General features: G+C 34.0%; 12 protein-coding genes. All 12 read left to right on the forward strand.

The window, feature by feature from the left end; translation table 11 throughout:
• The first annotated feature begins 726 nt into the window (after nucleotides 1-726).
• The 12 genes from dnaA (at nucleotide 727) to dnaB (ending at nucleotide 15225) form a co-directional block, all read left to right on the forward strand.
• A complete protein-coding gene (dnaA, locus tag ACMHYH_RS00005; protein ID WP_414839392.1) occupies nucleotides 727-2064 on the forward strand; it encodes a chromosomal replication initiator protein DnaA in 1338 nt (445 codons plus the stop codon).
• Nucleotides 2065-2287: 223 nt separating this feature from the next.
• Nucleotides 2288-3430, forward strand: coding sequence for a DNA polymerase III subunit beta (gene dnaN / locus ACMHYH_RS00010; RefSeq protein ID WP_414839393.1), 1143 nt, complete (start codon nucleotides 2288-2290; stop codon nucleotides 3428-3430).
• 262 nt (nucleotides 3431-3692) lie between these two features.
• The gene (gene yaaA / locus ACMHYH_RS00015; RefSeq protein WP_414840393.1) at nucleotides 3693-3950 is read left to right on the forward strand and encodes a S4 domain-containing protein YaaA; all 258 of its coding nucleotides are present in this window, start codon (nucleotides 3693-3695) and stop codon (nucleotides 3948-3950) included.
• Nucleotides 3950-5071 (forward strand): DNA replication/repair protein RecF, encoded by a 1122-nt coding sequence (gene recF / locus ACMHYH_RS00020; protein WP_414839394.1) that lies wholly within the window; start codon nucleotides 3950-3952, stop codon nucleotides 5069-5071. Before yaaA ends, recF begins: the two co-directional genes overlap by 1 nt.
• Entirely contained in the window at nucleotides 5068-7011 is a 1944-nt protein-coding gene (gene gyrB, locus ACMHYH_RS00025; protein ID WP_414839395.1) for a DNA topoisomerase (ATP-hydrolyzing) subunit B, read from the forward strand. Before recF ends, gyrB begins: the two co-directional genes overlap by 4 nt.
• A gap of 20 nt (nucleotides 7012-7031) precedes the next feature.
• The gene (gene gyrA / locus ACMHYH_RS00030) at nucleotides 7032-9593 is read left to right on the forward strand and encodes a DNA gyrase subunit A (RefSeq protein WP_414839396.1); all 2562 of its coding nucleotides are present in this window, start codon (nucleotides 7032-7034) and stop codon (nucleotides 9591-9593) included.
• A 281-nt stretch (nucleotides 9594-9874) separates the two neighbouring features.
• Nucleotides 9875-10174 carry a 30S ribosomal protein S6 gene (rpsF, locus tag ACMHYH_RS00035; RefSeq protein WP_085558933.1) on the forward strand — a complete coding sequence of 100 codons (300 nt, stop codon included), beginning with the start codon at nucleotides 9875-9877 and terminating at the stop codon, nucleotides 10172-10174.
• A 48-nt stretch (nucleotides 10175-10222) separates the two neighbouring features.
• Entirely contained in the window at nucleotides 10223-10750 is a 528-nt protein-coding gene (gene ssb, locus ACMHYH_RS00040) for a single-stranded DNA-binding protein (protein WP_414839397.1), read from the forward strand.
• Nucleotides 10751-10783: 33 nt separating this feature from the next.
• Nucleotides 10784-11020 carry a 30S ribosomal protein S18 gene (gene rpsR, locus ACMHYH_RS00045; protein WP_085558931.1) on the forward strand — a complete coding sequence of 79 codons (237 nt, stop codon included), beginning with the start codon at nucleotides 10784-10786 and terminating at the stop codon, nucleotides 11018-11020.
• A 185-nt stretch (nucleotides 11021-11205) separates the two neighbouring features.
• Nucleotides 11206-13203: a DHH family phosphoesterase gene (locus tag ACMHYH_RS00050; RefSeq protein ID WP_414839398.1), complete on the forward strand. Its 1998-nt coding sequence runs from the start codon at nucleotides 11206-11208 to the stop codon at nucleotides 13201-13203.
• A 2-nt stretch (nucleotides 13204-13205) separates the two neighbouring features.
• Nucleotides 13206-13658, forward strand: coding sequence for a 50S ribosomal protein L9 (gene rplI, locus ACMHYH_RS00055; protein ID WP_414839399.1), 453 nt, complete (start codon nucleotides 13206-13208; stop codon nucleotides 13656-13658).
• A gap of 181 nt (nucleotides 13659-13839) precedes the next feature.
• Nucleotides 13840-15225 (forward strand): replicative DNA helicase, encoded by a 1386-nt coding sequence (gene dnaB, locus ACMHYH_RS00060; RefSeq protein ID WP_414839400.1) that lies wholly within the window; start codon nucleotides 13840-13842, stop codon nucleotides 15223-15225.
• Nucleotides 15226-15401 lie beyond the last annotated feature (176 nt).

A 15401-nucleotide genomic window follows, 5' to 3' on the forward strand; every position in this document is an offset into this window, starting at 1 on the left:
ATAACTATCTCTCATTAATTTTTTTCATCAGTATAAGACAGTTTTAATTTTATGATAACGAAATAAAAATAGTCCTATCAAATTAAGAACTTCTTATTTTCAATCATTCACTTCAACATGATAGCATAAATAAAAAAAATAAGAAACCTTCTTTTCATATTTTTACTGAATTTCTTTCAATTATTTGTTAGAATCAATCTATTTAACCTATTTTTTTAGTGTTTTTCACTGAAAAAAATACTCCTTTTAACTACTGCATTCAATCTTTTTATCTACTAAATAATCGCTATCTTTACTTAAAACAAACGACTATAACTAAAAACTTATAGTCAATTGTGTCGTATTTTCTATTAGCAAAAGATATCCACAATCCGTTTTTATTATCCACATGTCTTAGTATAACTTTTTTTTGTGCTTTTATTAAATTTAAGTTACAATATAGTTATCCACAAATGAACAACCTGTGTACATAGCTCTTTCTTAAATATAATATTTCTGTGGATAACTACTGAAAACGCTATCGATATAGGCTTATAAAAGATTACTTATCCACTTTAAATCTTATAAGTGGTGGATAAATAATTGTTATACACAGTTATTTTTCACCTGTGGATAACAATATCTACAGGTTCGGGATAATTATTTAACAGGATTAAACTATCTGTGGAAAACTTTTTATTAACGTGCTAAAATGAAACAGACATATTTATAAAGGAGGTTCTCTGTTTGGATGATTTACAATCTTTGTGGAATTTTTTAAAAGAAAAATTTAAAGAATCATTATCAAAGGTCAGCTACGATACATGGATTGAAAGTGCCAATCCAATTCGTATAACTGAAAATAATATTATTATTGAAGTTCCATCCTCTTTACATAAAGAGTATTGGGAAAATAATTTAGCTACTCGTATTGTTGAAAATATATATGAATACTCTAGTCGCGAAATCTCACCGCTATTTGTTATAAAGAATGAACAAGAAAATTCTAATCATAACGGAAGACAACAAAGTCAATCTTTGATACAAAAAAATTCCTTTAGAAAAGATATTCAATTAAACGATAAGTATACTTTCGATACTTTCGTTATTGGTAAAGGCAACCAAATGGCTCATGCTGCTGCATTAGTCGTTGCAGAGGAACCCGGAACCATCTATAATCCCTTATTTTTTTATGGTGGAGTTGGATTAGGAAAAACACATTTAATGCATGCTATCGGCCATCAAATGTTGCTACTCAATCCAGATGCGAAAGTGAAATATGTAAGTAGTGAAACCTTTGCAAATGATTTTATTAACTCAATCCAAAATAAAACACAGGAAAAATTTAGAAACGAATACCGCAGTGTTGACTTGTTATTGGTAGATGATATCCAGTTCTTTGCAGATAAGGAAGGAACACAAGAAGAATTCTTCCATACCTTTAATGCTTTATACGATGATCGCAAACAGATTGTATTGACTAGTGATCGCTTACCTAATGAAATTCCTAAATTACAAGAACGATTAATATCACGCTTTGCTTGGGGCTTATCTGTCGATATTACTCCACCTGATCTTGAAACACGTATTGCTATTTTAAGAAAAAAAGCAAATGCAGAGCGGTTAGAAATCCCTGATGATACTTTAAGTTACATCGCAGGACAAATTGATTCTAATATTCGTGAACTAGAAGGAGCTTTGGTACGGGTTCAAGCATTCGCAGCTATCGAAAGTCGAGATATCACTACGAGTCTTGCAGCAGATGCTTTGAAAAGTATGCTTCCTTCAAATAAACCAACTATCTTATCTATTTTAGATATTCAAAATGTTGTCGCTAAATATTATCAAATTTCTCTAACTGATTTAAAAGGTAAAAAGCGTGTCAAAGCGATTGTTTTACCTAGACAAATTGCTATGTTTCTATCACGTGAACTAACTGCAAATTCTTTACCAAAAATCGGTGCTGAATTTGGTGGGAAAGATCATACCACTGTTATCCATGCCTACGAAAAAATCAATCGTGCCATTACAAAAGATTATCAATTAAGACAAGACATAGAAGAAATAAAAAATAAACTAAGTTAACTTTCAAGGTAACTATCTTCTTATTTTTTCTCATTCGTCAAAAAATAGTTTATTCACATGTGCATAACTATGAAAGTTGTCCTTGTTTTTTCCACAAGTTGTCCACATGTGCAAAACCTTGCTGTATTTAGGCTAAACCTACTTACCAACAGTATCCACAGGCCCTACTACTATTACTAAAGATCTTATTAAATTAATTAACTATATTTTGGAGGTTTATTCAATGAAATTTACAATAAAAAGAAGCGCATTTTTGAAAAGTATGGCTGATGTTCAGAGAGCTATTTCTTCAAGAACGACTATTCCTATTTTGACTGGTATAAAAATCGTAGCAAATGAAGAAGGAATTACGTTAACCGGTAGTGATTCCGATATCTCCATAGAAACATTTATTCCGGTATCAGATGAATCCAACACATTAATCATTGAAAAAACTGGTAGCATTGTATTGCAAGCTCGTTTCTTTAGTGAAATCGTAAAAAAATTACCTGAAGAAACAATGGAAATAGAAGTTCTTGATCATTTTCAAACATTAATTACTTCAGCAACGGCTTCATTTACGATTAATGGCTTAGATGCAAATAATTACCCTCACTTACCAGTAATTGACACAAATGAATCTTTTCATTTACCAGTAGGTTTGTTTAAACAAGTAATAGGGCAAACTGTAATTGCTGTTTCTACCCATGAAAGCAGACCAATTTTAACAGGAATTAATATAGTTATAGAAAACGGACAAATTTTAGCTGTTGCTACAGACAGCCATAGATTAAGTCAACGAATTATTCCTTTAGAAATGACTGAAGAACAAGCTGGGAAAAAATATAACGTTATCATTCCGGGTAAAAGTTTAATTGAATTATCTCGTACATTAGATGACAATTCTGAAACAATTGAATTAATCATTACTGAAAACCAAGTTTTATTTAAAACAGAAAATATGTTTTTCTATTCTCGTTTACTAGAAGGTTATTATCCAGATACAAAACGTCTAATACCTGAAACATCCGTGACAGAAATCGAATTTAATGCAAATATTTTGTTAGGTGCAATTGAAAGAGCTTCGTTGCTTTCACATGAAGGAAAAAATAATGTTGTTAAAATTACCATTCATCCAGATTTAGTTGAAATTTCAGGAAATTCGCCAGATATAGGTAATGTCCAAGAAGAACTAGACTATATTTCAGTTAATGGAGATCCAATTGAATTGTCCTTTAATCCGGATTATATGAAAGATGCCTTAAGGACTTTTGGACAAACAACAATTAAAATTAAATTTACTTCACCTGTTCGACCGTTCATTTTGGTACCAAGTGAAAATGATCAGACATTTATCCAATTGATTACACCTGTCCGTACATTTTAATAAATACAAAACAGCTTTTCTGAATCATCAGAAGAGTTGTTTTTTTGTTGAATCATTCAAAAACAGGTTTTTTTTCACTTTTAAGCAACTTTCGCATATTTAAGGTCTTTTTGTATCTAGTCATCAAAACGTAAAGAACCTTATCTAAATTCTAATAGCGATTGTATTCTTCATAAATAAAAGGTATAATAAAGCTAATAAATGAGTGCGACTTGCGTGGTTTTTATACTCCACGCTTATTTTAATGAAAGCAGGTGATTTAATGAAAAAGACTATTTCAATTAGTAACGAATTTATTACTTTAGGTCAGTTTTTAAAACATGCTAATATTATTGGCAGTGGTGGAATGGCAAAAGGTTATTTAGCTGAAAACACTATCATGGTTGATAATGAGCTAGAAAACCGAAGGGGCAAAAAACTTTATCCAGGAACAGTTGTAGAAATTTCAGGAGAAGGAACATTTTTTGTTCAATCTGTTCATTCAGCTAAAAAAACAACTAAGACTAAGGATGAGCACTAATGTTCTTGAAAGATATCCAACTGTTAAATTATCGCAATTATGAAAGTGCCGAGGTAACTTTTTCCCAAGGAATTAATGTTTTTTTAGGAGAAAACGCACAAGGTAAAACGAGTTTAATGGAAGCTATCTATGTGTTAGCTATGGCAAGAAGCCATCGAACAGCAAATGATAAAGAATTGATTCGCTGGGAACAAGATAACGCACGAGTAAGTGGAAGAATTCAAAAAAAAAGCTCTAATTTCCCTCTAGCTATCTCAATTTCTACTAAAGGCAAAAAGGCTAAATTTAATCATTTAGAGCAAAAAAAATTAAGTGCCTATATTGGTAATTTAAATGTTATTCTTTTTGCTCCTGAGGATTTATCGTTAGTCAAAGGCTCACCATCCGTAAGAAGAAAATTCATAGATATGGAAATGGGGCAGATGAGCCCTATTTATTTACACCATTTAGTGCAATACCAACGGATATTGAAGCAACGAAACCAATATTTAAAACAACTAGCTTTTCAAAAAAAACAAGATCTTACTTTTTTAGAAGTCTTAACCGAACAATTAGCTGAGCATGGTGCAGCTATTTTAGCTGAACGCTATTTATTTGTAACTAAATTAGGAAATTGGGCTGCACCAATTCATTATGAAATTTCTAAACAAAAAGAATGCTTAGAAATTGAGTACCAGTCCACGGTTGCTTTATCTAATACGCAAGATAAAAAACAAATCTATCTAGATTTGCTTCAAACATATAAAGAGGGGCAAAAACGAGAATTAGATCAAGGGATCACTCTTTTTGGCCCTCATAGAGATGATTTAAAATTTAAAGTTAACCAAAGACACGTACAAACCTATGGCTCCCAAGGTCAACAAAGAACAGCAGCTCTAAGTATTAAACTAGCAGAAATTGATTTGATGAAAGAAATGACGGGTGAATATCCACTTTTATTGCTGGATGATGTCCTGTCTGAATTAGATGATGAACGCCAAACGCATTTACTAAAGGCGATTCAAAATAAAGTTCAAACTTTTTTAACAACGACTAGTTTAGATGGAGTTAAAAAAGAAATGTTGGAAGCTCCCAAGGTCTTCCGAATTGAGAATGGTCATGTAGAAACGGAGAGTGAATGAATTTGTCTGAAGAAATTAGAAGTAAAAATGATATAGCCCAAGATTATGATGCAAGTCAAATTCAAGTATTAGAAGGATTAGAAGCTGTACGTAAACGACCCGGTATGTACATTGGGTCAACAAGTGGAGAAGGCTTGCACCATTTAGTGTGGGAAATTGTAGACAACTCAATAGATGAAGCGCTAGCTGGATTTGCAGATGAAATTAACGTGATTGTTGAAGTTAATAATGGGATTACTGTAATTGATAATGGGCGTGGAATTCCTGTCGATATTCAAAAGAAAACAGGTCGTCCAGCTCTTGAAACAGTCTTTACCATCCTTCATGCTGGTGGGAAATTTGGTGGCGGAGGCTATAAGGTCTCTGGTGGTTTACATGGGGTAGGTGGTTCCGTTGTGAATGCCTTATCGTCAAGTCTGGAAGTGCGAGTACACAAAAATGGAAAAATTTATTTCCAGGGTTACTCTAGGGGCGCTGTTTTAAATGATGTTGAGATTATTGGTGATACAGATCGTCATGGTACAACGGTCAATTTTTTACCTGATACGGAAATTTTTAAAGAAACCATTATTTTTGATTATGACAGGCTAGCTGTTCGTGTTCGTGAATTAGCATTTTTAAATCGAGGATTAAAAATAACGATTGAGGATAAGAGAGAAGAAAAACCTCAACTGCAAGAATATTACTACGAAGGTGGTATAAAGAGTTACGTTGGATTCTTAAATAAAAATAAAAATATTTTATTCGAAGAGCCAATCTTTCTAGAAGGCGAGCAACAAGGCATCGCGGTTGAAGTAGCGATGCAGTACACAGATGGCTATCATTCTAATTTATTAACATTTGCGAATAATATTCATACTTATGAAGGTGGAACACATGAGTCTGGTTTCAAAACAGCTTTAACACGTGTTATCAATGACTACGCAAAACGCAATAAACTAATAAAGGAAAACGAAGATAACCTGACGGGTGAAGATGTACGTGAAGGACTAACGGCTGTTGTTTCGATCAAACACCCAGATCCTCAATTTGAAGGACAGACAAAAACAAAATTGGGTAACTCTGAAGCAAGAACGATTACCGATCGTCTTTTTTCTGCACATTTTGATAAGTTTTTAATGGAAAATCCTCAAACAGCACGAAAAATAGTTGAAAAAGGACTTCTAGCTTCACGAGCTCGTTTAGCAGCAAAACGCGCTCGTGAAGTGACACGTAAAAAAAGTGGCTTAGAAATTAGTAATTTACCAGGTAAATTAGCAGATTGTTCTAGTAAAAACCCAGAGATTAGTGAAATATTCATTGTTGAGGGAGATTCTGCTGGAGGTTCAGCTAAACAAGGACGTTCTCGTTTATTCCAAGCAATTCTGCCTATCCGTGGTAAAATTCTAAACGTTGAAAAAGCGACATTAGATCGGATTTTAGGTAACGAGGAAATACGCGCACTCTTTACAGCTATGGGAACCGGCTTTGGTGGGGATTTCGATTTATCGAAAGCTCGCTACCATAAATTAGTTATTATGACGGATGCCGATGTTGATGGGGCACATATTCGGACATTACTCTTAACACTTTTCTATCGTTATATGCGACCAGTTGTTGAGGCAGGATTTGTTTATATTGCACAACCGCCTTTATATCAAGTAAAACAAGGTAAAAAAATGGTCTATCTTGATTCTGAAGAAGAATTAGATAAATTATTGAAAGAATGGCCTCTTGCACCTAAACCTTCTATTCAACGTTACAAAGGTTTAGGTGAAATGGATGCTGAACAATTATGGGATACAACAATGAATCCAGAAAATAGACGTTTGCTTCAGATTACTGTTGAAGACGCAATTGAAGCAGATCAAGTAATGGACATGCTTATGGGTGACAGAGTGGAACCACGTCGTAAATTCATTGAAGACAACGCTCGCTACGTTCAGAACTTAGATATTTAATCAAGGGAGGATAATGAAGAATGGCCGAAGAATTTGAAGAAAATATTGAACATAAAAATTTAAGCCAGGAAATGCGAACATCATTCCTTGATTACGCAATGAGTGTTATTGTAGCACGGGCATTACCTGATGTACGTGATGGATTAAAACCAGTTCATCGTAGAATATTGTATGGAATGAGTGAATTAGGCGTTACGCCTGATAAAGCCCATAAAAAATCAGCTCGTATTGTTGGAGATGTTATGGGTAAATATCATCCTCACGGCGATAGTGCGATTTATGAATCAATGGTTCGTATGGCACAAGATTTTAGTTACCGCTATCCATTAGTGGATGGACATGGAAACTTTGGTTCAGTTGATGGAGATGGCGCTGCAGCAATGCGGTATACCGAGGCTCGAATGACTCGGATGGCTTTAGAAATGTTGCGTGACTTAAACAAAGATACAGTTGATTATCGTGATAACTATGATGGCTCAGAGCGAGAACCAGAAGTTTTACCTGCTCGTTTTCCTAATCTTTTAGTCAATGGAGGAACAGGAATTGCTGTAGGAATGGCAACAAATATTCCACCACATAACTTGACCGAGGTTATTTCTGCGCTCCATATCTTGATGAAAGACCCTGAGGCAACAACTGCTGACTTAATGGAAGCTTTGCCTGGTCCAGATTTTCCAACTGGTGGGTTAGTAATGGGTAAATCAGGTATTAGAAGAGCCTATGAAACAGGTCGAGGCTCTATTACGATTCGTGCGAAAGTAGAAATTGAAATCACAAAAACGGGTAGAGAAAGAATCATTGTGCACGAATTGCCTTATATGGTGAATAAAGCCCGCTTAGTTGAACGTATTGCTGATTTGGCTAGAGATAAGCGAATTGAAGGAATAACTGATCTAGCGGACGAATCAGACCGTGATGGCATGCGTGTAGTTATTGATGTCCGTCGTGATATGAGTGCGAGTGTAGTCTTAAATAATTTATACAAATTATCTTCTTTACAAACATCTTTTGGCTTTAATATGTTAGCTATTGTCAATGGTGTTCCAAAAGTATTAAGCTTAAAAGAAATTTTAGAGGAATACTTAAAGCACCAAGAAAATATTATCCGTAGAAGAACAGCATATGATAAGCGAAAAGCAGAAGCACGTGCACACATTCTTGAAGGTCTGCGTATTGCTTTAGATCATATAGATGAAATCATCCGCATTATTCGTGGATCGAAAACAGGTGAAGTAGCTAAAAATGCGTTGATTGAGATATATGGTTTATCTGATAAACAAACTCAAGCGATATTAGATATGCGAATGGTTCGTTTAACAGGTTTAGAGCGTGAAAAAATAGAGTCTGAATACAATGATTTGATTGCACTAATTGCTGATTTGAAGGATATTTTAGATAATCCAGAACGCGTCCATACGATTATTGAGACAGAATTACTAGAACTACAAGATCGTTTTGGTGATGCTCGTCGAACAGAATTATTAGTTGGTGAAGTACTCAGCCTTGAAGATGAAGATTTAATCGAAGAAGAAGAAGTAGTTATCACATTGACTCATAACGGATACGTAAAGCGTATTGCAAGCTCAGAGTTCAAAACGCAAAGACGTGGTGGCCGTGGTGTACAGGGAATGGGCGTTCATAACGATGACTTCATTGAAACGTTGGTTTCTTGTTCAACCCACGATACGTTGCTATTCTTCACGAATAGTGGAAAAGTGTATCGTTCTAAAGGCTATGAAATTCCAGAATATGGTCGCACGGCTAAAGGTATTCCTGTTATTAATCTATTAGGAATAGACTCAGATGAAAAAATTCAGACGGTTATTAATCTGAAAAATAAAGAAGACGATGATCGTTACCTCTTCTTTACAACACGTCAAGGAACCGTTAAGCGCACAAGTATTTCAGCCTTCTTAAATATACGAAGCAACGGAATCAGAGCAATTGTGTTACGTGAAAATGATGAACTAATGAAAGTTTCTATCACAGATGGAAAACAAAATATTATCATTGGAACACATCAAGGCTACGCAGTAAGTTTTGAAGAAAATGCTGTGCGTAATATGGGAAGAAGTGCTAGTGGTGTTCGTGGTATTCGTTTACGTGAAGAGGATTATGTTGTGGGTATGGATTTATTAACACCTGAATCTGAAGTGCTAATTATTACCGAAAAAGGATATGGCAAACGCACAAGTGCAAGTGAGTATGCTATTAAAGGCCGTGGTGGTAAGGGAGTCAAGACGGCTAACATTACCGAAAAAAATGGGAACTTAGCTGGTTTAACGACTGTAAAAGGTGAAGAAGATATCATGCTCATTACTAATGCTGGTGTCATCATCCGCTTTAGTGCATCTAGTATCTCGCAAACTGGACGCGTAACACTGGGTGTACGCTTAATACGTGTAGGGGATAATGGTGCTGTATCTACTATGGCAAAAGTAGAAGCTGAAGAAGTAGACGTGCAAGAAGAAAAAACTGATTTAGAAGTCATTTCAACAGATGAACTTATTCTTACAACCGAATCAAAACCGGATGTAGAAGAATCTTTATCAAGTGAAGAAGAGACTGATCAAAAAGAATAAGTAAGTTAAATAGACTTTAAGTGAGGTTCGTTAGCTCGTTTAAAGTCTATTTTTAATTTCCATAAGTAATTTAATCGAGTTTATCAAATAAATAGCATGATTTTTCAAAAATAAAGGGATAAATCAGTTGGTTTTTGAAATTGAGAATAAGTTTCAACAAAAAGTATTGCTGTTTGTTAGAGAATATGATATATTTATTAAACGTGAGTAATCTATATATAGATGCTCTCCTTGCTCGTTCAAATGAATGAGCCAAAGTCCATAAGGAGGTGACAGTCAAGATGAGCAAAGTAACAAACTACGAAATTTTATACATTATTCGTCCAAACATTGAAGAAGCTGACAAAGCTGCTTTAATCGAACGTTTCGATACTATTTTAAAAGATAATGGTGCTGAAATCACTGAATCTAAAGACTGGTCTAAACGCCGTTTAGCTTACGAAATTAAAAAATTCCACGAAGGAATTTATCATATCGTAAAACTATCAGCAACAGACGCAGCAGCAATCAATGAATTCGATCGTCTATCTAAAATCAATGATGATATTTTACGTCATATGACTATTAAAGTAGAAGCTTAAATTTGTGATTGTTTCATGTGAAACAATTTTTTGAAAGGAGCTATTATTGTGATTAATAATGTTGTTTTAGTTGGAAGATTAACTAAAGATGCGGATTTGAGATACACTTCAAATGGTGCAGCTGTTGCATCGTTTACTGTAGCGGTAAACAGACAGTTTACAAACCAAAAAGGTGAAAGAGAAGCAGATTTCATTAACTGCGTAGCTTGGAGAAAGACGGCTGAAACATTAGCTAACTTCACTCGTAAGGGATCGTTGATTGGTGTAGAAGGACGTATTCAAACACGTTCTTATGACAACCAACAAGGACAGCGTGTTTATGTTACTGAAGTAGTTGTTGAGAATTTTTCAATGTTAGAATCTAAGTCTGCCAACGACCAACGTCGAGGTTCAGATGATACAGGTAATACAGCGAAGACATATCAGCAAAGTTCAACTAGCCAAACACAAAATAATTATTCGCAAAAATCAGCTCCTCAAAATCAAAATTCACAATATCCTGATTTTGGAAACTCGGATCCATTCGAAAAGAGTAGCCAGCCGATTGATATTTCAGATGATGATTTACCGTTCTAATTTAAATTAGAAACATAAGGGAGGAATAGAAAAATGGCTATCCAACGTAGAGGCGGACGTAAGCGCCGTAAAGTTGATTATATTGCAGCTAACCACATTGAACATATCGATTTTAAAGATCTTGATCTTTTAAAACGATTTATCTCTGAAAGAGGTAAAATTTTACCTCGTCGTGTTAGTGGCACTTCAGCTAAAAACCAACGTAAAATAACAATTGCAATCAAACGTGCACGTATCATGGGATTATTACCATTCGTCACAGCTGAATAAAAGAGTTAGAAAGAATCGTGATAATTTATCATGATTCTTTTTTTTGCTTTAGTTTTATGTATTAGATTTCTAAAATTGTTTCATGTGAAACAATTTTAGAAATCTAATATCTAGTATCCAAATAGAAAACATGTTAAAATATAAGTTGTTGCTTAAATAAAGGAACAGATCAAAAGGAGTTAATTATGAAAAAGTTATCTATGGAAAAGCTCCCGAATTTTTTAAATGATACTAAATTTAAATGGTTTTCTGTTGTTATTGGTTTATTGCAATGGATTACAATCATATTAGGTTTTTTTGTCCATTTTATGATCGGAATAGTTTTGCTAGTTGCTTTTATCATTACAGTTCTTTCTTTGTATTACTTGGCTAAAAAAATCAGTGTAGAAACACACAAATATATTACTGATTTATCTTACCGAATTAAAAGAGGAGAACAAGAAGCACTTATCAAAATGCCGATTGGTATTTTACTGTTTAATGAAGAATATGAAGTACAATGGACAAATCCTTATCTTCAAAATTATTTCGGGCATCAAGGAGTTTTAGGGAAAAAAATTTCTGAGATTGATAAAGAATTAGCAGATGTCATTGAAAGTAGCCAGTCTTCAGGTTTACAAACCGTTCATTGGGGCGAAAATGTTTATCAAATTATTATTCAGGAAGATATCCGTGTTGTCTATTTAATGGATATTACTGAATATGCCCAAATCAAAGTGAAATATGAAGATGAAAAAATTGTAATTGGAAATATTTTTGTAGACAATCATGATGAAATTATCCAAGGAATGAATGATCGAAGTATTTCTAATTTAAATAATTTTGTTACGACAGAATTATCTAATTGGGCAAAAGAACACCATATCTATCTAAAAAGAGTATCAGAAGACCGCTTTATCGTTATGATGCATCAATGGTCTTTAGAAAAAATAGAAGAAGATAAATTCGCTATTATTGATCGGATTAGAGAAAGAACTTCTAAACAAAATTTTCCATTAACATTAAGTATTGGATTAGCTTATGATAACAATGACTTGAGTCTACTAGCTAAGCAATCTCAAATTAATCTTGATTTAGCATTAGGTAGAGGTGGAGATCAAGTTGTTGTCAAATCATCTAGTGGTGAACCACGTTACTATGGAGGAAAAACAAATCCAATGGAGAAGAGAACGCGTGTTCGTTCCAGGATTATTAGTCAAGCTTTGCAAGAATTAATGAAACAATCCGATCAAATTTTTATTATGGGACATAGTTATCCTGATATGGATGCTATTGGATCTGCACTGGGTGTTCGAAGAATTGCTGAGATGAATAACAAGGAAGCTTGGATTATTATAGATCCAGATAATCTTAGTAAAGATATCAAGCAATTAATTGAAGAAGTAGAAAAAGACAATTCCATTAGCCGATATATGATTACGCCTGAGACTGCTGAAGAAATGTTTACTTCTACGACTTTATTAGTAATGGTAGATCACCATCGTCCTTCACTTTCTATAGCACCTAAACTAGTGAATCAAATTAATGACATTGTTATTATCGATCACCATCGAAGAAGTGAAGAATTTCCAGATAAACCAGTACTAGTCTACATTGAACCTTATGCTTCATCAACTGCAGAACTTGTTACAGAATTATTTGAATATCAACCAAGCGAAGCTGATTCGATTAATAAAATTGAAGCAACAGCGATGCTAGGTGGTATAATAGTGGATACTAAGAGTTTTTCTTTACGCACAGGTTCGCGTACATTCGATGCTGCTAGTTATCTGAGGTCTTGTGGAGCCGATGCTGTTCTAATTCAACGCTTTTTAAAAGAAGATAAAGATACGTATTTACTTCGTAGTCATTTAATTAAAACAATTGAATTTATTAGTGATAAGATGGCGGTTACTATTGGCGAAGAGGACAAGATTTATGATACAGTTGTGGCGGCACAAACAGCAGATACCATGTTAGGAATGACAGATGTCGATGCTGCCTTTGTCATCACTAAACGGTCTGATGGAAAAGTAGGCATTAGTGCTCGAAGTTTAGGCGAAATAAATGTTCAAATTATTATGGAAGAACTTGGTGGCGGTGGGCACTTATCAAATGCAGCTACACAAATAGAGAATTGTACTATCGCACAAGTAAAAGAGAAATTACGAATAGTAGTAGCTAAACAAGATGAGGAGGAATAAGAATGAAAGTTATTTTATTGAAAGATGTAAAAGGTAAAGGTAAAAAAGGAGAAGTCAAAAATGTAGCTGATGGATATGCACATAACTTCTTAATTAAAAACGGATTAGCTAAAGAAGCAACAACAGGTTCTCTAAGCGAATTAAAAGGAAAAATTCATGCTGAAGAAAAGCAACAAGCTGAAATTAAGCAAGAAGCACAAGAAGTTAAGAACTTATTAGAAAAAGAATCTAATGCGCTAGTTATTAAATCTAAGGCAGCTGAGGATGGTCGATTATTTGGTTCAATTACAACTAAACAAATTTCAGCAGCAGCTCAAAAACAATTAGGAATAAAATTAGATAAACGTAAGATTGAATTAAATGTTCCCATTCGTACAGTTACATCAATGAAAGTAGATGTTAAAATTCATCCTGAAGTTGTTGCGACAATGACGGTAAATGTATTACCTGAATAAAACTGTTCTACTAAAATGTTTAATCAGAGAAAAAGCTGATTAAACATTTTTTAATTGCAATAAAAAAGGAACGGATGTTCGTATTAATTGATTGTGTTTAGTATAAGACTAAGGTAAAATAAGAAAGATAATCCGTTAAAAATAGTAGAATAAAATTGTACTATTGAAAGGAAGAGGAAAATTGGCAAATGAAGCTTTTCAGGACCGCTTACCACCTCAGAGTATTGAAGCTGAACAAGCTGTATTAGGTTCTGTTTTCTTGGATCCTGATACGGTTGTAGGAGCGTTAGAATTTATTGAAGCAAAAGATTTTTATCGACGTGGACACCAACTTATTTTTCAAACAATGTTGGATTTAAATAATAATAATGAAGCTATTGATATTGTAACCATCACAAATGCATTAGAATCTAAAAATCAATTAGAAGATGTTGGCGGAATGGCTTATTTAGCTGAATTAGCTATGATTGTTCCCACTGCTGCTAATATGGAGCATTATGCTAAAATTGTTGAGCAGAAATCTATTTTAAGAAATTTAATTCGAACAGCGACAGAAATCGTTGCAAAGGGATATGACGAAGGAGACGAGCTTGCGTCTATTTTAGATGAAGCAGAGCGTAGTATATTAGAAGTTTCTGAAAAACGTAGTAGAAGCGGTTTTTTGTCTATTTCAGAAGTTTTAAATACTTCTATTGCACGAATTGATGAACTGTACCAAAATGATGAAGAAATTACGGGATTACCAACAGGCTATAAGGCTCTAGATAAGATGACAGCAGGACTTCAAAAAGAAGAATTAATCATTTTAGCTGCTAGACCAGCTGTTGGTAAAACGGCCTTTGCTTTAAATATTGCTCAAAATGTTGGAACAAAAACAGATAAAACAGTCGCTATCTTTAGTTTAGAAATGGGTGCAGAATCACTTGTTAATCGAATGCTTTGTGCTGAAGGAAGTATCGATGCTAGTAATTTACGGACCGGAAATCTCTCCGAAGAGGAATGGCAAAATTTGATTGTGGCGATGGGTAGTCTATCTAAAGCGAGTATTTACATAGATGACACACCAGGAATTAGAGTCGCTGAGATCAGAGCGAAATGTCGGCGGTTGAAGCAAGAAAAAGGTGAATTAGGTCTTATTTTAATTGATTATTTACAGCTAATTGAAGGAACTGGTAGAGAGAGCCGTCAACAGGAAGTCTCTGAAATTTCACGGCAATTAAAGAAGTTAGCTAAAGAATTGGATGTACCTGTTATGGCATTATCTCAGTTGTCACGTGGAGTTGAACAGCGACAAGATAAGCGCCCAGTTTTGAGTGATATTCGTGAGTCTGGTTCTATCGAGCAAGATGCTGATATTGTTGCGTTTCTTTATCGAGATGATTACTATGATCGTGAAGAAAGCGATGAAGATGAAGATTCAGATATGGCAGGCCAAGAAAACATCATAGAAGTTATTATTGAGAAAAATAGAAGTGGAGCACGTGGAACAGTTAAGCTTTTATTTATTAAGGAATACAATAAGTTTTCATCTCTATCTTATTTCCCAGATGATATACCTCAAAGATAAGAAATAAGGTTAAAGACGATATCGTTCGTTTTTAACTTTATTTTTTATGAATAAATTATTAATTATTCGTTTATTTGACGATAATTTTCATTTTAAATAAGGAATATTCGGATTTTAATTGAATTTTTTTAAGAATACTGATAAACTAACCGAGTGTTTTAGAAAATAAAAAATAA

It is taken from the genome of Carnobacterium sp. TMP28 (genome assembly GCF_047553015.1).
Lineage (GTDB): Bacteria > Bacillota > Bacilli > Lactobacillales > Carnobacteriaceae > Carnobacterium_A.

Excerpts from the sequence above, each read along its gene's own strand:
- dnaN (WP_414839393.1), top strand. The coding sequence starts at position 2,288 with ATGAAATTTACAATAAAAAGAAGCGCATTTTTGAAAAGTATGGCTGAT.
- yaaA (WP_414840393.1), top strand. The coding sequence starts at position 3,693 with ATGAAAAAGACTATTTCAATTAGTAACGAATTTATTACTTTAGGTCAG.
- recF (WP_414839394.1), top strand. The coding sequence starts at position 3,950 with ATGTTCTTGAAAGATATCCAACTGTTAAATTATCGCAATTATGAAAGT.
- gyrB (WP_414839395.1), top strand. The coding sequence starts at position 5,068 with ATGAATTTGTCTGAAGAAATTAGAAGTAAAAATGATATAGCCCAAGAT.
- gyrA (WP_414839396.1), top strand. The coding sequence starts at position 7,032 with ATGGCCGAAGAATTTGAAGAAAATATTGAACATAAAAATTTAAGCCAG.
- rpsF (WP_085558933.1), top strand. The coding sequence starts at position 9,875 with ATGAGCAAAGTAACAAACTACGAAATTTTATACATTATTCGTCCAAAC.
- rpsR (WP_085558931.1), top strand. The coding sequence starts at position 10,784 with ATGGCTATCCAACGTAGAGGCGGACGTAAGCGCCGTAAAGTTGATTAT.
- ACMHYH_RS00050 (WP_414839398.1), top strand. The coding sequence starts at position 11,206 with ATGAAAAAGTTATCTATGGAAAAGCTCCCGAATTTTTTAAATGATACT.
- rplI (WP_414839399.1), top strand. The coding sequence starts at position 13,206 with ATGAAAGTTATTTTATTGAAAGATGTAAAAGGTAAAGGTAAAAAAGGA.